Origin of the sequence: Aeromonas sp. s8 (assembly GCF_040907785.1) — a bacterium.
In the GTDB taxonomy this organism is placed as follows: domain Bacteria; phylum Pseudomonadota; class Gammaproteobacteria; order Enterobacterales; family Aeromonadaceae; genus Aeromonas; species Aeromonas veronii.
In genome coordinates this window covers 41476-63986 of record NZ_JBFOCL010000013.1, presented here as the reverse complement: position 1 = coordinate 63986, position 22511 = coordinate 41476, and the positions used below count along the sequence as shown (strand labels likewise).

The following is a 22511-nucleotide window of genomic DNA, read 5'->3' as shown; positions in this document are numbered from 1 at the left end:
GCAGGCAGCCGCGCCTTGATGTCGATGATGCGGGAGTTGGGGTATCAGATTGGTCGATTCAAAGTACGTAACCTGATGAAGGAAGCCAGTCTGGTACCCAAGCAACCGGGCGCACACCGCTATAAGGTGGCTCAGTCTGAACGACCGGACATTCCCAATCTGCTGGCCCGCGAATTTGATGTCCAGCAACCCAATCAGGTGTGGCGATATCACCTACGTCTGGGCAGGTGGCCGTTGGCATTACCTAGCAGCGGTGCTTGACCTGCACACCCGGCGGGTCGTGGGCTGGGCGATGTCTGATAAGCCTGATGCAGAATTGGCAATCAAAGCTCTGGAGATGGCCTATCAGCAGCGGGGTTGCCCATCCGGTGTGCTATTTCACTCTGACCAGGGCAGCCAATATGGCAGCCGGGCATTTCGGCAACGACTGTGGCGCTATCGCATGACCCAGAGTATGAGTCGGCGTGGCAACTGCTGGGATAACGCCCCGATGGAGCGGTTGTTCAGAAGCCTGAAGTCAGAGTGGCTGCCGGCAACGGGATACATGAGCGTGCGGGAGGCAAAGCGGGATATCAGTTATTACCTGATGGATTACTACAACTGGCGGCGTCCACATCAACACAATGAAGGGATACCGCCAGCAAGAGCCGAAGAACGGCCTAACCAAGTGTCCGGATTTAGTTGACCACTACACTGTCAGAAAGCGTCGAGTGTAGCGGTCACTATGGGTTGGGGCAGTGGCCGCTTGATTTGGGAAACAGCGCCCTAAAGTAGCGTAAATACGGCACCGGTTTGCGGCCGGTGCCAGCTGATAACTAGATCTGTACAATCTGTGCATATTAAATATATCTCGATACAACAAACAAGTTACGTGATTAGTGTTTTTTTTATTGCTAATAACCTTGAAATTACTTCTTTTAATTTTTCAATTGGGTGTACAAGCGCAATTCTAATGTATCCTTCTGAGGATGCTCCGTACTCAGAGCCTGGGACTGTTGAGATGTGTGCTTGCTCAAGAATAATTTCAGAAGCGACGATTGAATTTTTTGATATCCAGCTAACATCTACTAATATATAGAAGGCGCCATCTGGTTTTATATATTTTATAGCAAGCCTGTCTAATTCTGAGCAGAAATAGTCAGCTCTTGATTGATATTTTAGGCAAGTGTCTTTGATGTATTTTGGGGGCATTCTTTTAAATGCGGAATATACTATTTGCTGATCTATGACGCTGGGGCATGTTATTACGTGTGATTGGCATTTAGTTAAGGTGGAAATAGTTTTACTCTCTGCTAAAATATATCCAACTCTATATCCTGGTATAGCTATGTTTTTAGAAAATCCACTCAGATAAATAATGTTTTTGATGTTGTCATTAAAATCTTTCATCAAGGTTTTTCTTTGATGAAAATCAATGTCTTCATAAATTGCATCTATTACCAATGGGATTTTTTGCGCTGATAACGCATTATTTAAAAGAATGAGATCCTTTTTTTTCCAAAATACTCCAGTCGGATTTACAGGGTTGGATATCAATACCATTTTTGTTTTTTCTGTGATGGAGTTGATTATGTCACGTACATTACAGATGAATTTATTCCTTGCTGAGCTTTCGATATTTACGGATACCCCACCATATAAATCCACTAAACTGCTATAGCTTAACCAGCATGGCTTTGTTATAATTATTTCGTCATTTTCATCAATATATGTCATAAATAAATAGTTTAGTGCTTGTTTAACTCCTGGTGTTATAATGACATTTTCTTTTGTGTATTTGGTTCCATGTAGATCGTTAGTTTTATTAGCAATCAATGATCTTAACTCAGTAGTTCCTTGAACTTGGCCATATTGTGATGAGCTATCTATTTCATAGGAAAAAATAAGGTCATCTATGCAAATGGGGGGGCGGTGGTCTGGCTGCCCAATACTCGCATCTATAAAATCGCTATGAATGGCAGACATTTCTTTAGCCCGGTTAGAAATGGTAATTGATGCAGGCATTTTTACAAATTTCAACCTTTTGCTTATTTTTAACATATTGGCTTTTCACTTATTTTAATAATGAAAAATGTATATTTGATAGTCATATTTTTTTGAGGCAAAAGCTTTGAATTTCCGCCATGTCCATAGTAATCATGGCTATTTCCCAGTTTGACTCATGACAGAAATCACTTACAGCCTCCATTACACCATAACGATATTGTGCTACCCAATTACCTTGTTGATAATCATGGCCGGCAATAAATCCACCTGGTTTTATTTTAGAGGCGCTGAGCCTAAGTTCTTCACGTGTGAGTTCATAACTATGGTCAGTATCAATATATATCCAATCAAAAAATGAATCTGGGAATATCTGGAGAGCATCTAATGATTCACGCCGATGAATAATGACTTTTCCATCTCTTTGCTCTTTCTGAAATTTTGATTTCACTTCCAGATATAATGGCTCTCCATAACGTTCAGAGCTCCAGACATCGATTAGATGTAGACTTTTAGGGGCATTAATATCAAGAATTTTTTTACTGAATTCTCCACCAGCGACACCAATTTCAGCAGCAGTACCTCCTTTAGGTAGAATATCTAGAAGGCTCTCCCTATTGGGGATTAGGATTGCATTTTTTATATGGGATTGCTGAAGAGAGCTTTTGGGGATTTTTTTTTCTTTATCAAAGCGAATTTTTTTTATCGCATTTTCATATAAATGAAAAGTCTGCATTACTTCAGGTAATTCTGTCGGAGTTATACCCTCTGGGAGTCCATATGAACGTAAAGTATTATTTATTTCTTTCACAAAAGTACTTGCAATAACAATAAAGTCAAAATTTAATTGTCCAAGTTCACTTGGATGATAAGTTTTTTTTCCCATCCAAATAGTCCCTTTTTTGGCTGGGTCACTATCAACAAATCCGATTATATTAAAGTTTAATGCTAAGGCGGGTAAAAAATGTAATGCATAGCTCGATGTGCCATATATTATTACTTGCATAAAAACTCCAAAACGAGGGTTCAATAATCCAAAGTTAATACGCTTAATATTCGTTCTTGTTGTGAGTTAGTAAGATAAGGAAATAGAGGGATAGTGATGGCTTCAGCGTAAAAATGTTCAGCATAAATTAGTGAATATCGATTTTTTTCACTATACCAAGGTTGCTTGTATATCGGCATATAGTGCACGTTGGCCCCAATCCCATGATCGCGTAGTAGCTGGAATAGGTTAAAGCGTTGTTCGGGTACTACATGGTGTACATACAGGTGGAAAGCACTGTTCCGTTCTTTGCCAAAATAAAGTGGCAGATGTTCTGGGGCTAATGTTTCAAAGTAACGGCGGGCAATCTCGCCACGTGTTGCGATCCAACTTTTCAGATTGACCATTTGGCTTAATCCCAATGCAGCCTGGATATCGGTCATTCGGTAGTTGAAGCCGAGCATCTGCTGCTCATAGTACCAAGGACCATCCGGTTCATTGATAAAGTCTTCCGGTTCGCGGGTGATACCGTGGCTGCGGAGCATGCGCATCGTCTTGGCAAGCGCAGGGTCGTTGGTCATGGCCATCCCCCCTTCGCCGGTGGTGATGATCTTCACCGGATGAAAGCTGAAGACGGTGATATCGCTGTAGCGGCCATTGCCGGTGGGTTCATCGTGATAGCGAGCCCCCAGGGCGTGACAGGCATCCTCGATGATCCGAAAGCCATACTCTTGCCCCAAGCGATGGATCTCTTTCATATCGCAGGGGAGGCCGGCAAAGTGTACCGGTATTACCACTTTAGGTAGTTTCCCTTCCGCCTTGGCGGCAATCAGCTTCCTCTCCAGCTCCACTGCGCACATGTTCCCTGTATCGGGCTCAATGTCGACGAAGTCGACTTGTGCACCGCAATAGAGAGCACAGTTGGCGGATGCAACGAAGCTGATGGGCGATGTCCAGACCCAATCCCCGTGGCCGACGCCCAGCGCCAGACAGGCGATATGCAATGCTGCAGTACCTGAATTGACCGCCACCCCGAATTTAGCTCCACAGTAGTCGGCAACCGCTTGCTCGAAGCGGGGAACGACCGGCCCTTGGGTCAGGAGGTCGGACTTGAGAACTTCCACGACAGCATCGATATCTGCCTGGCTGATAAATTGACGGCCGTAGGGGATCATTCTGCTACCTTGCTCTGGTTCATCTTCTGTAGCTGTTCAATGGAGAAAAAGTCAGGGTTGCTTCGAGAGTTGTATTCAAATCCCTGCTCGACCATCTTTCCTTTTTCGCCCGCAGCTGTCTTTGAGAAGTCGTTGTTGCGATTATTGAAGTTGATTGTTGGGCCGATCACGAAGAAGTCATCAAACTCAAAGGTGTGATAAGAGTCATCGGCAGGGCACATCACTTCATGGAGCTTCTCTCCCGGGCGAATGCCGATGATCTTGTGTGGCAGGTTTGGAGCCATGGCACTGGCCAAATCTGTGATGCGAACAGATGGCAATTTGGGAACGAATATTTCCCCCCCCTTCATCCGCCCAAAATTGTCCAGAACGAAATCCACCCCTTGTTGCAAGGTAATCCAGAAACGAGTCATCTCTTCATGGGTGATGGGCAAGGCATCAATACCCTGATCAATCAGCTTTTGGAAGAAGGGAACAACAGATCCACGGGAGCCAACTACATTGCCGTACCGAACGACTGCAAAACGGGTTGGGTCTTGACCCGCAATGTTGTTGGCCGCCACGAAGAGTTTGTCTGATGCCAGCTTGGTGGCGCCATAGAGATTGATCGGGTTGGCGGCTTTGTCAGTTGAGAGGGCAATAACTTTTTTGACTTGATTGAGCAAAGCGGCCTGGATGACGTTCTCTGCACCATGGATATTGGTTTTAATACACTCCATGGGGTTGTATTCAGCGGCGGGCACTTGCTTGAGTGCGGCAGCATGAACCACGTAATCCACTCCACGCATTGCCATGGTGAGGCGGTTGGCGTCTCTGACATCCCCAATGAAATAACGCATGCAGGGGTCGTTGAACTCTTGCTGCATCTCGAACTGCTTCAGCTCGTCGCGAGAATAGATGATAAGGCGTTTGGGTTTATAACGTTCCAGTACTGTCTTGACCAATCGCTGGCCAAACGAGCCAGTGCCACCTGTGATCAGTAGCGTTTTATCGTTGAACATTGTGGGCATCTCGTCTCAAAAACAGTAGATGAATCATATGCTAGCAAATAAAGTACCAGCTTTTTCTGTAAAGAGTGTGATCAATTCATAAAAACGGTTTTAAAGCCAAGGGCATCACTCAGGTCTTGATCTCTTTGGCTTTTGTTACTTTCTGATTGCTCTGCATATATCCGCCACCGCATTAAGGGCTCTCGGGGTGAATCGGTGCAGCTCATCCGAGTTGATCAAATCGAGTCGCTGATGCTGCACCGCGTCGAGATTAGGCCACTTCTGCCAGTGACGCAGAGCGTCAGGATCTTGACTCCCGGCCAGGATCAGCGATGGGTTGGCTCTGATCACCTGTTCCATGTCCACTTGAGGGTAAGGGGTCTTGGCATTCGCCATGATGTTGATCCCGCCGCAGAGTTCGATGGCCTGAGCCGGCCAGGCATTGCCACTGACGCTGGTGAGCGGCGGGTACCAGAGTTGGTAGAACACCTTGACGCCGGTTGGTTGGCCATAGCGCTGTTGCAGGGAATGCAGGCGCGCCAGATAGCGATCGGCGGCTTCGTTGGCACTCTTCTCCACTCCAAGCAATTTGCCCAGCGCCCGCATCTCGGTCGCCAGCGAGGCAAAATCGGTGGGTTCAGAGTAGAACACCGGGATACCCAGCTGTTCCAACGGGGCCAGCATCTGTGACTGGGCCGAGCGCCAGCCCAGGATCAGGTCCGGTTTTTGTGCCAGCAGGGCCTCGACATTGATGCTGCGATAATTGGCCACCTTGGGTTTGTTTTTCACCTCGGCGGGATAGTCTGAGGCATCGTCGATGGCCACCAGCTTGTCACCGGCGCCGATGTCATAAAGCAGCTCGGTAAGATGGGGTACTATGCTCACCACCCGGGTCGGCGTTGCGGCCTGCAGGGCACCGGGCAACCAGGCAATCAGTACGCAGGGCAGCCAGAGCGGTAATCGCAACCATCTAACCATGAAGTAACCCCGCCACAGTGACAAGCTGTGCCAGCATCAACCAGCCCCAGCCAATTCCTTGCAGAATATTGAGCACCTTGCGCGGAGTCTCGCTATCTGGCTCAGCACCCGTGCCGATGACTGGCCAGCGCAGGAGAGCCCCCTGATAGTAGCGAGGACCACCAAGGCGGATCCGGCACTTGTCTACCAGCAAAGTGAGCAGCATCCCCATGGCGGGATAGGGCCAGAGCGCGCCACTTCGCAGCAACTGCGCAGCCTGCTTGAGACGGCTTGCCAGCAGTGGCAGTCCCAGCAGCAAAATGACGGAGGCATTGAGCCCCTGATAGAGGGCGCTGGCGGCGCGACCAAAGTGGTCGAAGGCGGGATCTTTGCGACTCCAGCTCAGGTTCATCAGCTGCACCAGCCGCCAGAGCAGGGCGCCCTGTACGCCGGCCAGAGCATATCCCAGCAGTGGGCCAGCCCATTGGCCTACCAGACGCAGGGCGCAGCTCTCCGTCACCGCTTTGGCGAGCCCCATGGCCGAGAGTTTACCGGTCTCCCGCTTAAGCCAGGGAGCCGCCTGCAATCTCGCCAGCGGCAGGGTCTCCTGGGCGGCGAGCGAGCGGGTGGCATGGGCGAGTTCGCGCAGCGGGCGGGATTCGAGCATCAGCAGCAGGAACAGCATGTCGAAGATCGGCTCGCTCAGGGCCAGATTGCGCAGCGACCAGAGCCCGGCGGCGCAGGGGAGCCAGACTACCAGCATTGCCAGCAGGCCGGCCTGCATTTGCTGGCCGGGTGAACCATCAGGTCTGTGTACCTTGTGCCCCAGGCGGATCAGCAGGGGCGTGACGGCCGAAAGACGCAGATGGGATGGCCACGGGATCACCACCTCCAGCAGGGCTGCCCCCACCAGAATGGCCGCCGTCGTCGAGAGGAAGGCGTCGGCCATCAAATCAAACGAGCCGTTCTCGATCACAGCTTGCCGAGCATCTTGATGATCACTTCGGCGGAGTGCTTGCCGGCCACTTCGATGAAGGCATCGAAGGATTCAACCTGTTCCTTGCCAGCGATATCGGACATGGCGCGTACCACCAGATAGGGCACCTTGAACATGTGGCACACCTGACCGATGGCGGCACCTTCCATCTCGACCGCCAGCATTTGCGGGAAGTCGGCGCGAGCCTTGGCGATGGCGTCCGGTTTGCACATGAACTGATCGCCGGTGCAGATAAGGCCGACCTTGGTCTGGTGTTTGCCCTGCTCGGCGATGCAATCCTGAGCGACTGCAATGAGCTTCTCGTCGCAGGGGAAGGCGGCAGGTTGCTGCGCCATCTGGCCCATCTCGTAACCAAAAGCGGTCACGTCGACATCGTGGAAACGCATCTCGCTGGCGATCACCACATCACCGATATGCAGGTCCTGGGCAAAGCCGCCCGCAGAGCCGGTATTGATGACGCAGTCGGGGGAAAACTTTTCCAGCAGCAAGCTGGTGGCCACGCTGGCGGCGACCTTACCGATACCGGAGCGGGTCAGGATCACCTCTTTGCCTGCCAGCATCCCTTGATAGAACTCGCAGCCGCCCAGTTGCAGGGTGGTGGGGTTGCTCATCTGGCTGCGCAGCAGGGCAACTTCTTGCTCCATGGCGCCGATAATACCTACTTTCATTGCTGACCTCGTCTTGATAGCCGTGTGGCTGAATTTAAGTTGCTGTAGATCATAACAAAAGATGGCGTCGGCGCCGAGAGGCACAAGCGAAAGGAGAGATGAAGCGCGGCGCTCCATATGGGAGCGCCGCAGGTGACAAAAAGCATTGATGAGGAGGGGAGAGTGCCTTTAGCCGAGCGCGGTATCGAGCGTCATCATCAGGGCAAAGCCTGCCATCAGACCGAGGGTGGCATAGGTCTGGTGACCGTTGCGGTGGGTCTCCGGGATCACCTCGTGCGAGACCACAAACAACATGGCGCCGGCGGCGAGCCCAAGTCCGATGGGGTAGGCGATGGCAAGGCCGCTGGAGAGCCCCACTCCGAGCAGGGCGCCAACCGGTTCGAGCAGGCCGCTGGCGATGGCAACCAGCACCGCCACCGAGGGGCGAAAACCGGCGGCGCACATGGCCAGCGCCACCGCCAATCCTTCCGGAATATCTTGCAGTGCGATGGCAGTGGTAAGCGGCAGCCCCACCGACATATCCCCCTGCGAGAAGCTGACCCCGATGGCCATCCCCTCCGGCAGGTTGTGCAGGGCGATGGCAAAGACGAACAGCCAGACCCGGGAGCAGCTCTCATGGCCGGGGCCGCAGGGGCCGGTCTTGTCATGCTCGTGGGGGGTGAACTGATCCAGTCCCAGCATCAACAGCACCCCGAGGGTCATGCCGACCACCACCACGGCGGCGGCACTGAAGCCGTTGCCAGTGATCCCCTCGGCGGCCTCCAGCCCCGGCAGCAGCAGGGAGAAGGCACTGGCCGCCAGCATCATGCCGGCGGCAAAGCCCAGCATGGTGTCCTCTACCTTTTGCGGCACCGAGCGCAGAAACAGGGCGGGCAGGGCGCCGATGGCGGTGGCGGCAAACCCGGCGGCACCACCGACAAGGCCATAGCGCACGCCGCTGGTCACCTCGCCGGTAGCGAGCATGATGAGACTCTGCAACAGTAGCAACAAGACGGCAGCCAGCGCGATAAAGAGGCCGAGAGCAGTGAGCGGGCGGCTTTGCATCTGGCTGCGCAGTTGCTGTGACCAGGATAACGGAGGAAGAGCTGAGAGATGGTCCATGGCATGACCTCAAGGTGTGCAAAGTGGATGGTGGCATTACATCCACTTGGCCGCCCCTTGTCCATGCCTGCAAGGCGATTGCCGCTATCTGAAAATCTGGAAAGAGTTTATCCAAGCAAACACATGGGAACTCTTATCGGTAGCCAAAGGCGGGGGGCAAGAGTGGTGGTCTGCAAATGACGGAGCTGGATGTTGGGTGGCAAGTGGGGGATGCATCGCGAACTCTTTTAAATCAGTTGCAGATGTCTGCCTTGGTGTTCGGTTAACAGAAACAAAAAAACCGACTTGCGCCGGTTTTTTTATATTGGTGAAGGCTGGGGAGCTGGCTTATTTGGCCAGAGACTCCGGCAGCTCTTCGCGGATCTTGCCCAGCATCTCTTTCAGGACACGCGGGTTGGCAACCACGATGTTGCCGGAGTTTTCGTAGTTGTGACCACCTACGAAGTCGGTGACGATGGCGCCAGCTTCTTTGGCCAGCAGTTCACCGGCAGCGGTGTCCCAGGGTTTCAGGCCGATTTCCCAGAAACCGTCGACGCGACCGGCAGCCACGTAGGCCAGATCCAGTGCGGCAGAGCCGGAGCGACGGATGTCGGCACATTCGATGAACATGCTCTGGAACATTTTCAGGTAGGACTCGATGTGGTGCTTTTGTTTGTAGGGGAAACCGGTAGCCAGTACGGTGCCAGCCAGCTCTTTGGCTTTGCCGACACGGATACGGTAGCCGTTCAGCTGTGCGCCGCTACCACGGGTAGCAGTAAACAGCTCGTCACGGATGGGATCGTAAACAACGGCTTGTTCGGTTTTGCCTTTCACGCGCAGGGCGATGGAAACGGCAAAGTGCGGAATGCCTTTGACAAGGTTGGTCGTGCCATCCAGTGGGTCAATGATCCATTGGTAGTCCGGATTGGTACCGGCAATCTCACCAGACTCTTCAGCAACAATGCTGTGCTCAGGGTAAGATTTTTTGATGGTGTGAATGATGGCCGCTTCGGCTTCACGGTCAACGTTGGTCACGAAGTCATTGCTGCCTTTTTGGATAGCCTCAATGTTCTCGGGCTGGGAGAAGGCTTTTACTACAACTTGACCGGCGTTGCGCGCAGCGCGCACGGCGATATTCAGCATCGGATGCATAGGTTCACCACTGGATGTTAAAGAACGGGGGATAAAAGGACGCGGTATGATACCAGTATTTTGTGCGATGGCAACTGTTATCCCCCTACGACCAATTGATTACCACTGCCAGATTTGACGGCTCCAATATAGACCAGATCTGCGCTAGTCTTATCCCAGCAGCCGGATACAGGCTGTCATGAGCATAGGGATGTGAACCATGAATTTGTCATTAGTGAGTCAGAACGTGTCAGCGGCCAGCGAGGGACTGTTGGCCATCTTGCGGTCATCACCCGAGTATGGTGATCACTTTGCCCACATCACCGTGACCCCCCTGGCCCAGTGGCAACCGGCCAAGACGGAGGCGGCGATCCTGCTGATCGACGGCGATGCGCCCTGGCAGGATGCCGGATGTGCCCGGGGAGAGGATGAGACGATCGGTTTGCCGGTCTTGCCGCTGCTGATCCGCAAGGGGGACAAGGAGCTGACGGTCTGCGGGCCGGATGTGCGTGACCCCCGTTTCTATTTTGTCTCAAACGGCATCGTGCTGGATGAGTCGGAGCTGGCCGAGCCTGCCTGCAGCCGGGTGCTGTTGCGCAAGCTGGAGTCCTACTTCCCGCTGCTTTCCCGCCTGATCATGCTGCGCCAGCGCAAGCCGGTCGCCATGATCAACTAATATCTACCATTGCCAGAGCACACCAGCGGCGCACCGTGGCCTTGTTTGGCCTACGGTGCGCCGCTTTTTAATGGTCTGGAGCCGGTCACTTGTTGCAAGATGAGGCGGCTATGGTGTTGCACCCTGTTCCAACCGTGCAATCTGGCTATGACCAACAAGGAGTGAATCATGATCGACTTTTACACCGCCGCGACCCCCAATGGTTTCAAAGTGGCGATCGCCCTCGAAGAGCTGGGTTTGCCCTATCGGGTCATTCCTCTCGATCTTTCGGCGCTGGATCAGAAGAAGCCCGAGTTTCTCGCCATCAATCCCAATGGCCGTATTCCGGCTATCGTCGATCGGGATAACGACGATTTCGCCGTATTCGAGTCGGGGGCCATCCTCATCTATCTGGCGGAGAAAGCAGGCAAGTTGCTGCCCGCTGATCCCAAACGCCGCTCTCAAGCCATCCAGTGGCTGATGTTCCAGATGGGCGGGGTAGGACCCATGATGGGGCAGGCCAATGTCTTCTACCGCTACTTCCCCGAGAAGATCCCCGCCGCTATCGAACGCTACCAGAAGGAGGGGCGCCGCCTGTTCGAGGTGCTCGACAGCCATCTGGCCCATCACGAATATCTGGCGGACGAGTACAGCATCGCCGATATCGCCACCTGGCCCTGGGTGCGTATTTATGACTGGAGCGGCATCTCCATCGAGGGATTGCCCCATCTGCAAGCCTGGATGGATCGCATGGCACAGAAACCTGCCTGCCAGAAGGGGATCACCATACCGCCACGCAAGGAGCAGCCCGATGAGCTGATCAAGCAGGCGCAGCAGATGGTAACACGTTGATTTTTAAATGCTGACGGGGCGTGAAGCCCCGTAATATTAGAAAAACTAAGGCAAGCCGATTATAAAGATTCGTTCGTTTTTTGTGAGCTGAATCACTATGATGCCCCCATACCACCAAGCGTCCTGTGCGGTGGCTTGGCGGGCTCCCCGCCTACTGTTTCCAACACTGTTTTTGATTGCATCACAGCCTCTGTGATCAGATTCCTCTGGGCCATTTTGTGCCAGAGGGGCGGCAGCATTTTTTCGATTTTTTGGGACTGATATGGATCGGCACAGTTTTTATCCGTTGTTTTTACTGACCATTCTGATGGTCGCTGTGGGCCAGATGACCCAGACCCTTTATGTTCCCTCCATTCCCATGATGGCGGGGGACTTCAATGTGGCCTCGGGCCAGTTGCAGGCGGTGATGGCCTGTTACCTGATCCCCTATGGCCTCTCCCAGTTTGTCTACGGGCCGCTGTCGGATCGCATCGGTCGTCGTCCGGTGCTGATCGTCGGCATGATGGTGTTTCTGGTGGGCACCCTGATCATTCAGGTCATCCCCCATTTTGCCGCCCTGCTGGTGGGCAGCTTTATTCAGGGGCTGGGTACCGGTGCCGGTGGCGCCATGAGCCGTACCGTGATGCGCGATCGCTACAATGGCGCCGAGCTCAACCGCGCCAACAGTCTGGTGAGCATGGGGGTGATCTTCTCCCCGCTGCTGGCCCCGGTGCTGGGGGGATGGCTGACCGAGCTGTTCAACTGGCGCGCCGGTTACTGGTTCCTGTTCGGCTTTGGTGCTGTAGCCACCCTGGCGATCATGACCTGGTTTGGCGAGACCCTGCCTGCTGCTGCCCGTCAGCCACTGCGCGTCGGTGCAGCCTATCGTCATGTGCTGGGCAACCCCAAGTTTCAGGGCAACCTGCTCTGCCTGATGGCGACCTTTGCCGGTTTGGCAGTGTTTGAGGCTGCGGCTGGTGTGCTGCTGGGCGATGTGCTGAAACTGAGCGCCCGTACCGTGAGCGTGCTGTTCGTGCTGCCGCTGCCCGGCTATCTGTTCGGAGCCTGGCTCTCTGCCAAGCTGAGCTTCCGTTTGACTCAGGGCAAGCTGATGCGCCTTGGCATCGCCTTTTTGGCTCTGGGGTCGCTTATCATTCTGGTGCCGGGGCTGTTCGGGGTGGTGAGTGCTGCCTCGCTGGTTGGTGGTGCGGCTGTCTACTTCATCGGTAGCGGTATTCTCTACCCGACCGCCACCTCCTGTGCCATCGAGCCCTTCCCGGGTCAGGCCGGCACCGCGGGGGCCATTCTCGGCGGGATGCAGAATCTGGGGGCCGGTGTGGTGACCCTGCTAGCGGCCGGTTTCCCGATGACCGGTCAGGTGACCCTGGGGGCCATCATGACACTGATGGTGCTGATCGTGGCGCTGAGCTTTGTCTGGCTGCGTCACCACGGCTCCCCCCACGAGCAGATGGCCATCTAAATTTGCTTGCCAGTTGCAAAACAAAGCCCGCCTGTTTGGCGGGCTTTGTCGTTATGGCAGTGTCCGTTTCACACCTTGTCCCATCGGGTTCTCCATTTATTGGGGGGAAAGGTGTAAACCATATTCAGGACGGGACAGTTCGTTGATCATCAGGCAAAGAAAAAGCCCGTCACGCTGGTGACGGGCTTTTGCTGTTGGTACCCCGAGATGCCGTTGCCGGTTTGGGCCCTTGAACCGTCGGTTCAAGGCGGGGATCGGATCTGACCGCAGGCTTCTCGGTCGTGCCGAGCATGCGCAATAGCCAGAAGGCAGATCCCCTGTTTGGTATGAATATCGGCTCGGGGACTTGAACCGGCTGACAAACATCCCAGGGAATTTTAAAACGGTTTGCGATTAGGGCTGCTGCCCCTCTTCGCTGGAATCACCATATTGTCCGTGCTCGATCAGGGCCGCTTCGATGGTGCGCTGCAGCATCTTGATCCGCTTGTCCATGGTCTCAGAGTATTGGTGGTTCTTCTCTTTTTCAAGGCAGAGCTCATGACAGAAATTGAGCGCCGCCATGATAGCCAATTGCTCGTTGCTGGAGACTTTGGAACGTTGACGCAGGTCGATCAACTTGTCGGTCAGCTGCTCGGCGGCCTGGCGCAGGGCATCCTGCTGTCCCAAGGGACAGGATACCTTGTAGGGACGTCCCAAAATGACGATTTCTACGGCCTCTGTGCTCATGCCTTCCTCAATACGGCGGAGCTGATTTCCGCCTTTATCCACGTGGACAACTGGGCGGGACTATATAGCGCAGATGCATAAGTTTCAAGGCCTTGCTGGCTCTGCAAGAGGGAGAATGCTAGGATCCTGACCATTAATTCTGCAAATTTGACTGAACTTTGAGCGGATCCTCGATGAGCAAAACGAACCCCCTTAAATACGCGGCAGTGGCCGACATCATGGAACAACATGAGCTGATGGCCAGCGCAGTAGAGGCCCATGGTGTGATCTGCGGTCTGGTGTGCGGCGGTGTGGCACTGGATGAGAAGAGCTGGGTCCCCCATTTCAACGATTTGGTGAATGACGGTTTCGGCCTGCCGGCCCCGGTGCGCCAGGTGATGACCGATCTTTATCACAATGTGGTCGAGAGCCTGATGGCCCAGAAGGGCGTCGAGCTGCTGCTGCCAAGTGATGATGCTCCCCTCGACGAGCGCATCGATTCGCTGGTGGACTGGTCACAGGCGTTTCTGGCCGGTTTCGGCGTGGTGCAGCAGGAGCTCTCACGCGCGTCGGAAGAGCTGCAGGAGATGATCCAGGATATCGCCAGCATCACTCAGGTCTCCGCCGAGTTCGATCAGGAAGATGACGAGAACGAAGCCTCTTTTCTGGTGCTCTACGAACACGTCAAACTGGGTGTCATGATGGCCTTCGAAGAGTTTGGCAAGCGCCCCGATACCCCGAGCGCGCCGCCGACCCTTCATTGAGGTGCGAGTCAACGCGACCCTTACTGAATCTGCAAGAGCGCCTGATGGCGCTCTTTTTTATGGCGCTGTTGTGGCTAACCCTGTGAGCCATAACCGCTTTTTTGCCCTCAAGCGCACATCCGCCGGTCGCCTTTGTGATAGCATGAGGCCACCTTTTTCACTTCTTCCTCTCTGCTTATGTCTCAATCTGATGTGCGACAGGTCGATGTCACCCTGGTCGGCGGTGGAATGAGCGGTGCCGTGCTGGCCCTCTCGCTGGCGGCCCTGCTCCGATCCGATGGCTCCCCCCTCGAGATCCTGCTGCTGGAGGCAAGCGTCCCCGAACAGCACACCCATTCAGGGTTCGACGCCCGCGCCATTGCGCTCTCGGCCGGTACCTGTGATGCGCTGTTGCGACGCGGACTCTGGCCGCTGTTTGCCCCCCATTGCGCCCCGATTACCCAGATTCATGTCTCGGATCGGGGCCACTTCGGCCAGGCTCGCCTGTCGGCGGCCGAATATGGGCTGCCCGCGCTGGGTCAGGTGATCGAGCTTGCTGCTGCCGGTCATGAGCTGCAACGGGCGATGGCGGCCTCTCCCAATATCCGGGTCTGTTGTCCGGCCCGGGTGAGCGAGATTGTGCCCGATGAGGAGAAGGTGACCCTCACCCTCGAGAACGGTGAACAGATTGAGACCCGCCTGCTGGTGGCGGCAGACGGCGGCAACTCCTTTGTGCGTCAGCACTTCAAGTTGCCGGTGACCCGCCACGACTTTGAGCAGCACGCCATCATCGCCACGGTCAAAACGGCGCAAGACCCTGAGGGACGCGCCTTCGAGCGTTTTACCGAAGGGGGGCCGCTGGCCCTGCTGCCGATGCAGGAGGGGCTCTCCTCGCTGGTGTGGAGCGTCGGGCAGCATGAGGTGGATGAGCTGATGGCCCTCGATGAGGCGGCGTTTCTTGCCCGTCTGCAGCAGGCCTTTGGCTGGCGGCTCGGCCGCTTCGAGCGATGTGGCGTGCGTAACGTCTATCCGCTCATTCTGACCGCCTGCGACTATCCGCTGGCCCAGCGCACCGTGCTGATCGGTAATGCCGCCCACGCCCTGCACCCGATTGCCGGACAGGGCTTCAATCTCGGGATGCGGGATCTCGACCTGCTTACCGGCGCCGTAGCCAAGGCGTTGGCAGAGGGGGAGGATATCGGCAGCTTCAAGGTACTGAGTGGCTACTGGCAGCGGCGTCAGCGCGATCAGGAGCAGACCGTCTGGCTCACCTCTTCGCTGGCCCAGCTCTTTTCCAATGGTCACGATCCGCTGGTGGCGGGGCGCAATCTGGCGCTCACCCTGATGGGGCGATTCCCGTGCATCAAGGCGCCGCTTGCCTCGCGCACCCTGGGCTTTGTCGCTGATGTGTGCGGCAACTAGCCAGCACTTGTTGAGTGGAACCTGTTGACCGGAAGATGGTGACCGCCATTCGTTGATCAAAATCTATTGAATAAAGAGGTGATGCCTGCGGGCGTCCCCTCGCTGGCCAGCCGGTCAGCCCTGAAAGGATGAGATGATGCAGATGCAAAATGTGGATGTGGTGATTGTCGGTGGCGGCATGGTGGGGCTGGGGCTCGCTGCGGCCTTGAAACATAGCGCCCTCAAGGTACTGGTGGTGGAGGGGCAACTGCCCGACCCGCAGCTGGGGGAGGTGGCCGATAATCGGGTCAGCGCCCTGAGTCTGGCCAGCCAGCAGATCCTGCGCCATGTCGGCGCCTGGGACGGCATTGAAGCGCGCCGCCTGCAGGCCTACGACAAGATGGCGGTGTGGGAGCAGGACAGTTTCGGCCATATCGACTTCGATGCCGCCAGCCTGCGTCAGGCCAACCTCGGCCACATCGTCGAGAATCGGGTGATCCAGCTGGCGCTGCTTGAGGCGATTGAAGGTGCCAGCAATATCCAGCTGCTGACCCCCGCCAGAGCCAAGAGCTTGCAGAGCGGCCCGGCGGGCGCCCTGCTGCTCCTTGAAGATGGTCAGGCCATCTCGGCCAAACTGGTGGTAGCCGCCGATGGCGCCCACTCCTGGGTGCGCCGTCAGGCCGATATCCCGCTCACCAGCTGGGATTATGGCCACCACGCCCTGGTGGCGACGGTGCGCTGCGCCGAGCCCCACGAGGCGGTGGCACGCCAGATCTTCACCCCGGATGGCCCGCTCGCCTTTTTGCCGCTGTGGCAAGAGAACCTCTGCTCCATCGTCTGGTCGCTGCCTGCGGCCCGTGCCGAGGCGCTCTGTGCCTGCGATGACGAGCAGTTCAATCGTCAGCTTACTGCCGCCTTCGACGCTCGGCTCGGTCTGTGCAAGGTGGAGGGGCCGCGCAGCGCGATTCCGCTTACCGCCCGCTATGCTCGCGACTTTGCCCGCGAGCGGCTGGTGCTGGTGGGAGATGCCGCCCATACCATCCATCCGCTGGCGGGGCAGGGGGTCAACCTTGGCCTGCTGGATGCTGCCGCGCTGGCGGAGCTGATCTTGCAAAATCATGCCGCGGGTGAGGATATCGGCCTGCTCGCTAACCTGCGCAGCTACGAGCGCTGGCGCAAGAGCGAAGCGGCTCGCATGCTCGCTGCGATGGAGGGGCTCAAGCGGCTGTTCAGCGGGGCCAACCCGCTCAAGAAGCTGGTGCGGGGCGTGGGATTGCGCGCGGCCAATCTGCTGACGCCCTTCAAGGAGGGGGTGATCCGCGCCGCCATGGGGCTGGAGGGCGAGTTGCCCGCATTGGCCCGTCCTGACTGGGCTATTGCTGCGACCAAGGGCAGTGCCATGCAGGCCAAGGGTGAAAAAAACTAATATTACTCGCCGTTTTTGACAACAAAAGTAATCCGACAAGGCTGATGACCCGTTTTGGGCGTCAGCCTTTAATTTCGCTCTGGAGCGAAACGTTTTTCTGCAAATTGTGACGAAACGGTAAAAATCAAAATTTAATCTCGTCTGAGTCGGCTTATGGCTGTTTTTATCACTGTATTTATCTTAGTGTCTGGAGTCAGTTTTACGGGAGGGGATTAGTTTTTTTTGAGCGGCACGCTCGCCTGCTTGTCATATAATCCGCTCCGTTCAAGGAATCCCTCTTGCCTGGCAAGGGCAGGAGCGAGCACACACTTTTGGATCCGGTCGCTTTTTGCTGTACGTAGTGCAGTCAGAGCGGTGGCACGGATTGCAAGGGTGGTCGCCAAAGCGAAAAGGCTTTTTGCTAAGGAAAGAATGCGATGATCCAGACTACTGTACTGCATCCCAAACACCTGGAAGCCGGCGCCAAGATGGTGGACTTCCACGGTTGGGAAATGCCCATCAACTACGGCTCCCAGCTGGAAGAGCACCACGCGGTGCGCAGCGATGCCGGTATGTTCGATGTCTCCCACATGACCATCGTCGATTTGACCGGCGAACGGGTCAAAGCCTTTCTGCAACACCTGCTGGCCAACGATGTGGCCAAACTCACTGCCCCCGGCAAGGCCCTCTACAGCGGCATGCTCAATCCGGAAGGCGGCGTGATCGATGACCTCATTACCTATTACCTCACCGATACCTTCTACCGGCTGGTGGTCAACTCCGCTACCCGCGAGAAGGATCTGGCCTGGATCCGCCATCACGCCATCGATTTCGACATCACAGTGACCGAGCGTCCGGAGCTTGCGATGATTGCGGTGCAGGGCCCCAACGCCAAGGTCAAGGCCGCAGCCGTGCTGAGCGCCGCCCAGCGCACTGCCGTAGTGGGGATGAAACCCTTCTTCGGCGTGCAGGCTGGCGATCTCTTTATCGCCACTACCGGCTACACCGGCGAAGATGGTTATGAAATCGTGGTGCCGCAAGAGAAAGCCTGCGAGCTGTGGCAGGCACTGCTGGATAACGGCGTCGCCCCGTGCGGCCTCGGTGCCCGCGATACCCTGCGCCTCGAAGCGGGGATGAACCTCTATGGTCAGGATATGGACGAGTCAGTCTCTCCACTCGCTGCCAACATGGCCTGGACCATCGCCTGGGAGCCGAGCGATCGCAACTTTATCGGCCGCGACGTGCTGGAAGCACAGAAAGCGGCGGGCAATCAGCCTAAGCTGGTGGGTCTGGTGATGGAAGAGAAAGGTGTGCTGCGTGCCGGTATGCCCGTTACCTTCACTGCGGCAAACGGTGAGAAGCGGGAAGGTGTGATCACCTCCGGCTCTTTCTCCCCCACCCTGGGCTACAGTATTGCCCTGGCACGGGTGCCCCGTGATATCGGTGAACTGGCCGAGGTGGAGATCCGCAAGAAACTGGTCACCGTGAAGGTCACCAAGCCCGCTTTCGTCCGTAACGGCCAGAAGCTGGTTTAACATCGTCTTGGGGGAGGGCTGTGCCTCCCCCCCATCCCTTTTCATATTCGTTTTTAAACGCGACTCAAAGATCAAAGGAAGCACAAATGAGCCATATCCCGAGCGAACTGAAATATGCCACTTCCCACGAGTGGATCCGTGTTGAAGCCAACGGCGAGGCCGTGGTCGGTATCACCGAGCACGCCCAGGAGCTGCTGGGTGACATGGTGTTTGTCGAGCTGCCGGAAGTGGGCAAGCAGGTCAGTGCCGGTGACGACTGCGCCGTGGCCGAGTCGGTCAAGGCGGCCTCCGATATCTACAGCCCGGTGAGCGGCGAGATCATCGCCGTCAACGAAGAGCTGAAAGGGAGCCCCGAGCTGGTCAACTCCGACCCCTACAGCGCTGGCTGGCTGTTCCGCATCAAGCTCGATGACGAGAGCGAGCTGGCCAACCTGCTGGATGCCGAAGGCTACCAGAACGTGGTGGACGAAGAGTAATGCCCCCGGGCCCTGCCAACACAGCAGGGCCCCTTTGTATGACCGCCAGCCGGGCAAGCACCGGCCGGTGGAAGGGTGAAGTCGCCCGCGCTTGCCGTTTGCCAGCCTGGGAGCCTAGGGGGCAAACAGGCCGGTTCGCAACAAGGCGATCCCCTCTTGATGCTGCCGCAGCATCCGGTGCCGCACCCCTGTCTGCGGGACCCAGAACATGAGTGGAGTCGGTATCAACCGACGATCAGGAACATCAGGTCTTGGTTATCAGGATGTCATGCCAGGACTTATTTATCAGGAAATAGGGAAATGACCCAGTCACTGTTTGAACTCGAGCAAAAAACCGATTTTGTCCGCCGCCATATTGGCCCGGGCGAGGAAGAGCTGCGCCAGCTGCTGGCGACCGTCGGGGCCGAAAGCCTGGACGATTTGATTGAACAGACCGTGCCCGCCGCCATTCGCCTGCCGGGCCCGCTGGGGATCGGTGCCGGCATGACCGAAGTGGAGGCGCTGGCCAAGCTCAGGGGCTATGCCGCTCAGAACAAGATTGCCAAGAGCTACATCGGCATGGGTTATCACGATACCCATGTGCCCCACGTCATTTTGCGCAACGTGCTGGAAAACCCGGGCTGGTATACCGCTTACACCCCGTACCAGCCCGAGCTGGCGCAGGGCCGTCTCGAAGCCCTGCTCAACTTCCAGCAGCTGACGCTGGATCTCACAGGCATGGATCTGGCAAGCGCCTCCCTGCTGGATGAAGCGACCGCCGCCGCCGAGGCGATGGCGCTGGCCAAACGGATGGCCAAGTCCAAATCCAACCTCTTCTTTGTTGCCGATGACGTGCACCCGCAGGTGATCGACGTGGTCAAGGAGCGCGCGGTTCACTTCGGTTTCGACGTGGCGGTTGGCGCTGCGAGCGATGCAGTGAGCGAAGAGGTGTTCGGGGCCCTGTTCCAGTACCCCACCACCACAGGTGAGGTGAAAGATCTGCGTGCCCTGATTGCCGCGGTACAGGCCCAGAAAGGGCTGGCCTGCGTCAGCGCCGACTTGCTCTCCCTGCTGCTGCTCAAATCCCCGGGCGAGCTGGGTGCCGACGTGGTGTTAGGCTCCGCCCAGCGCTTTGGCGTGCCCATGGGTTATGGTGGCCCCCACGCCGCCTTCTTCGCCACCCGCGATGCCTACAAGCGCTCCATGCCGGGTCGCATCATCGGTGTCTCCAAGGATGCCCGTGGCAAGGCCGCGCTGCGCATGGCGATGCAGACCCGCGAGCAGCATATCCGCCGCGAGAAGGCCAACTCCAACATCTGTACCGCACAGGTGCTGCTGGCCAACATGGCGAGCTTCTACGCCGTCTACCACGGCCCGGTGGGGCTGAAAACCATCGCCTCCCGCGTGCACCGTCTCACCACCATTCTGGCGCTCGGCCTCAAGGCCAAGGGTGTTGCCCTCAAGCACGCCAGCTGGTTCGATACCCTGACCGTGCTGACCACGGGCAAATCAGAGCTGATCGCCAAGGCCGAGGGGCTGGGCATCAACCTGCGTGCGGATCTCGACGGCGCGGTAGGGGTGTCACTCTCTGAGACCACTACCCGTGGCGATGTGGCGGAGCTGTTCGATCTCTTCCTCGGTCAAGGCCATGGCTTGGATATCGAGGCACTCGACAAGGCGGCCCAGGCCTATCACGCCATCCCGCAGGATCTGCTGCGCACTGACGCCGTGCTGACCCACGAGGTGTTCAACAAGTACCACTCCGAAACCGAGATGCTGCGTTATATCCACCGTCTCGAAGCCAAGGATCTGGCGCTCAACTACGCCATGATCTCCTTGGGCTCCTGCACCATGAAGCTCAATGCTACCGCCGAGATGATCCCGGTGACCTGGCCCGAGTTTGGCAAGTTGCACCCGTTTGCCCCGCTGGCGCAGGCCAAGGGCTACCAGTTGCTGCTGGCCGACCTCGAAAACTGGCTGGTAAAGGTGACCGGTTACGATGCGGTCTGCATGCAGCCCAACTCAGGTGCTCAGGGCGAATACGCAGGTCTGCTCGCCATCAAGAAGTACCATGAATCCCGCGGCGAGGGACATCGCGATATCTGCCTCATTCCGGCTTCTGCCCACGGCACCAACCCGGCCTCTGCCCAGATGGCGGGGCTCAAGGTGATCGTCACCGCCTGTGACAAGTCCGGCAACGTGGATCTCGACGACCTGCGCGCCAAGGCGGCCGAGGCGGGGGATCAACTCTCCTGTCTGATGGTGACCTACCCCTCCACCCACGGGGTGTATGAGGAGACCATCAAGGAGGTGTGCGACATCGTTCACCAGCACGGTGGTCAGGTCTATCTGGACGGTGCCAATATGAACGCGCAAGTCGGGTTGACTGCTCCGGGCTTTATCGGGGCGGACGTCTCTCACCTCAACCTGCACAAGACCTTCGCCATCCCTCACGGCGGTGGCGGCCCGGGCATGGGCCCCATCGGCGTGAAGAAACATCTGGCACCGTTCGTGGCCGGTCACGCCGTGGTCAAGACCGACAAGGAGAGCCGTGACAACGGCGCCGTGTCGGCGGCACCGTTCGGCTCGGCCAGCATCCTGCCCATCAGCTGGATGTATATCGCCATGCTGGGTGACGAGGGGCTGAAGAGATCCACTCAGGTCGCCATCCTCAACGCCAACTATCTGGCCAAGAAGCTGGGTGAATCCTTCCCGGTGCTCTACTCTGGCCGCAACGGTCGGGTGGCCCACGAGTGCATTCTGGATATCCGCCCGCTCAAGGATGCTTCCGGCATCAGCGAGATGGACGTGGCCAAGCGGCTGATGGACTACGGCTTCCACGCACCGACCATGAGTTTCCCGGTGGCGGGCACCCTGATGGTCGAGCCGACCGAGTCGGAATCCAAGCGCGAACTGGATCGCTTCGTCGAGGCGATGACTTCTATCCGCGCCGAGATTGCCAAGGTGCAGGAGGGGCAGTGGAGCCTGACAGACAACCCGCTGGTCCATGCGCCGCACACCCAGGATGACGTGATGGATGCAGAGTGGTCCCGTGGCTACAGCCGCGCCGAGGCGGTCTTCCCGTCCGACGCCGTGCGCGCCGCCAAGTTGTGGCCGTCAGTGAACCGTATCGACGACGTCTACGGCGATCGCAACCTGTTCTGCTCCTGTATCCCGACTGAGGATTACGCCAAGTAAGTGGCGTTTATGATCACGGCCATTTAAGTTGGAAACCGTGACATTGAAGTTGGAAACCGACCATTTAAGTTGGAAACTCAAAGGCCCTGCAACAGCAGGGCCTTTTTATTTTGTGCGGTGATTATCTGTAATTAAATT

19 protein-coding genes, 1 other RNA gene and 1 pseudogene are annotated in these 22511 nt (G+C 56.5%); 10 read left to right on the top strand and 11 right to left on the bottom strand.

What is annotated here, in order from left to right; genetic code table 11:
* Window positions 1–685 (top strand): annotated as a pseudogene (locus AB5Y86_RS03655) (IS3 family transposase); the annotation flags it as partial.
* Window positions 686–867: 182 nt separating this feature from the next.
* On the opposite strand, the gene AB5Y86_RS03650 reads toward AB5Y86_RS03655, so the two are convergent.
* From AB5Y86_RS03650 to suhB, 9 genes are all read right to left on the bottom strand, one after another.
* Window positions 868–2040, bottom strand: a complete 1173-nt coding sequence (locus tag AB5Y86_RS03650; RefSeq protein WP_368192170.1) for a pyridoxal phosphate-dependent aminotransferase — start codon at window positions 2038–2040, stop codon at window positions 868–870.
* Window positions 2041–2086: 46 nt separating this feature from the next.
* Entirely contained in the window at window positions 2087–2989 is a 903-nt protein-coding gene (locus AB5Y86_RS03645) for a class I SAM-dependent methyltransferase (protein WP_236563830.1), read from the bottom strand.
* A 20-nt stretch (window positions 2990–3009) separates the two neighbouring features.
* A complete protein-coding gene (gene pseC / locus AB5Y86_RS03640) occupies window positions 3010–4143 on the bottom strand; it encodes a UDP-4-amino-4,6-dideoxy-N-acetyl-beta-L-altrosamine transaminase (protein WP_368192169.1) in 1134 nt (377 codons plus the stop codon).
* Window positions 4140–5144: a UDP-N-acetylglucosamine 4,6-dehydratase (inverting) gene (pseB, locus tag AB5Y86_RS03635; protein ID WP_167572082.1), complete on the bottom strand. Its 1005-nt coding sequence runs from the start codon at window positions 5142–5144 to the stop codon at window positions 4140–4142. The genes pseC and pseB overlap by 4 nt, the downstream gene beginning before the upstream one ends.
* A gap of 144 nt (window positions 5145–5288) precedes the next feature.
* Window positions 5289–6110: a cobalamin-binding protein gene (locus AB5Y86_RS03630; RefSeq protein WP_368192168.1), complete on the bottom strand. Its 822-nt coding sequence runs from the start codon at window positions 6108–6110 to the stop codon at window positions 5289–5291.
* Entirely contained in the window at window positions 6103–7065 is a 963-nt protein-coding gene (locus tag AB5Y86_RS03625) for a cobalamin biosynthesis protein (protein ID WP_368192167.1), read from the bottom strand. The genes AB5Y86_RS03630 and AB5Y86_RS03625 overlap by 8 nt, the downstream gene beginning before the upstream one ends.
* Window positions 7062–7754 carry a 5'-methylthioadenosine/S-adenosylhomocysteine nucleosidase gene (gene mtnN / locus AB5Y86_RS03620; protein ID WP_019446014.1) on the bottom strand — a complete coding sequence of 231 codons (693 nt, stop codon included), beginning with the start codon at window positions 7752–7754 and terminating at the stop codon, window positions 7062–7064. The genes AB5Y86_RS03625 and mtnN overlap by 4 nt, the downstream gene beginning before the upstream one ends.
* Before the next feature lie 168 nt (window positions 7755–7922).
* Window positions 7923–8855 (bottom strand): ZIP family metal transporter, encoded by a 933-nt coding sequence (locus AB5Y86_RS03615; RefSeq protein WP_047440409.1) that lies wholly within the window; start codon window positions 8853–8855, stop codon window positions 7923–7925.
* 327 nt (window positions 8856–9182) lie between these two features.
* Window positions 9183–9986, bottom strand: coding sequence for an inositol-1-monophosphatase (gene suhB, locus AB5Y86_RS03610; protein ID WP_005352992.1), 804 nt, complete (start codon window positions 9984–9986; stop codon window positions 9183–9185).
* A gap of 199 nt (window positions 9987–10185) precedes the next feature.
* Between suhB and AB5Y86_RS03605 the strand changes: the two genes are divergently transcribed.
* The 3 genes from AB5Y86_RS03605 (at window position 10186) to emrD (ending at window position 12931) form a co-directional block, all read left to right on the top strand.
* A complete protein-coding gene (locus AB5Y86_RS03605) occupies window positions 10186–10641 on the top strand; it encodes a hypothetical protein (RefSeq protein ID WP_368192166.1) in 456 nt (151 codons plus the stop codon).
* Window positions 10642–10809: 168 nt separating this feature from the next.
* Complete coding sequence (locus tag AB5Y86_RS03600; RefSeq protein ID WP_058056648.1) at window positions 10810–11472, top strand: glutathione S-transferase family protein; 663 nt, start codon at window positions 10810–10812, stop codon at window positions 11470–11472.
* 262 nt (window positions 11473–11734) lie between these two features.
* A complete protein-coding gene (gene emrD / locus AB5Y86_RS03595) occupies window positions 11735–12931 on the top strand; it encodes a multidrug efflux MFS transporter EmrD (protein ID WP_368192165.1) in 1197 nt (398 codons plus the stop codon).
* Window positions 12932–13126: 195 nt separating this feature from the next.
* Here the strand turns inward: emrD and ssrS are convergent.
* Window positions 13127–13308, bottom strand: a non-coding RNA gene (ssrS, locus tag AB5Y86_RS03590) — 6S RNA.
* 16 nt (window positions 13309–13324) lie between these two features.
* Window positions 13325–13657, bottom strand: coding sequence for a cell division protein ZapA (gene zapA / locus AB5Y86_RS03585; RefSeq protein WP_005333910.1), 333 nt, complete (start codon window positions 13655–13657; stop codon window positions 13325–13327).
* Between the two features lie 173 nt (window positions 13658–13830).
* Here zapA and AB5Y86_RS03580 point away from each other — a divergent pair, with 173 nt between their 5' ends.
* The 6 genes from AB5Y86_RS03580 (at window position 13831) to gcvP (ending at window position 22373) form a co-directional block, all read left to right on the top strand.
* Window positions 13831–14400 carry a UPF0149 family protein gene (locus AB5Y86_RS03580; protein WP_033138039.1) on the top strand — a complete coding sequence of 190 codons (570 nt, stop codon included), beginning with the start codon at window positions 13831–13833 and terminating at the stop codon, window positions 14398–14400.
* Window positions 14401–14577: 177 nt separating this feature from the next.
* Window positions 14578–15801 carry a 2-octaprenyl-6-methoxyphenyl hydroxylase gene (ubiH, locus tag AB5Y86_RS03575; RefSeq protein WP_368192164.1) on the top strand — a complete coding sequence of 408 codons (1224 nt, stop codon included), beginning with the start codon at window positions 14578–14580 and terminating at the stop codon, window positions 15799–15801.
* Between the two features lie 136 nt (window positions 15802–15937).
* Entirely contained in the window at window positions 15938–17206 is a 1269-nt protein-coding gene (locus AB5Y86_RS03570) for an FAD-dependent 2-octaprenylphenol hydroxylase (RefSeq protein WP_368192171.1), read from the top strand.
* A gap of 416 nt (window positions 17207–17622) precedes the next feature.
* Window positions 17623–18720, top strand: coding sequence for a glycine cleavage system aminomethyltransferase GcvT (gene gcvT / locus AB5Y86_RS03565; RefSeq protein ID WP_005346577.1), 1098 nt, complete (start codon window positions 17623–17625; stop codon window positions 18718–18720).
* Window positions 18721–18806: 86 nt separating this feature from the next.
* Window positions 18807–19196: a glycine cleavage system protein GcvH gene (gene gcvH, locus AB5Y86_RS03560; protein WP_368192163.1), complete on the top strand. Its 390-nt coding sequence runs from the start codon at window positions 18807–18809 to the stop codon at window positions 19194–19196.
* Window positions 19197–19496: 300 nt separating this feature from the next.
* The gene (gene gcvP, locus AB5Y86_RS03555) at window positions 19497–22373 is read left to right on the top strand and encodes an aminomethyl-transferring glycine dehydrogenase (protein ID WP_368192162.1); all 2877 of its coding nucleotides are present in this window, start codon (window positions 19497–19499) and stop codon (window positions 22371–22373) included.
* The last annotated feature ends 138 nt before the right edge of the window (window positions 22374–22511 follow it).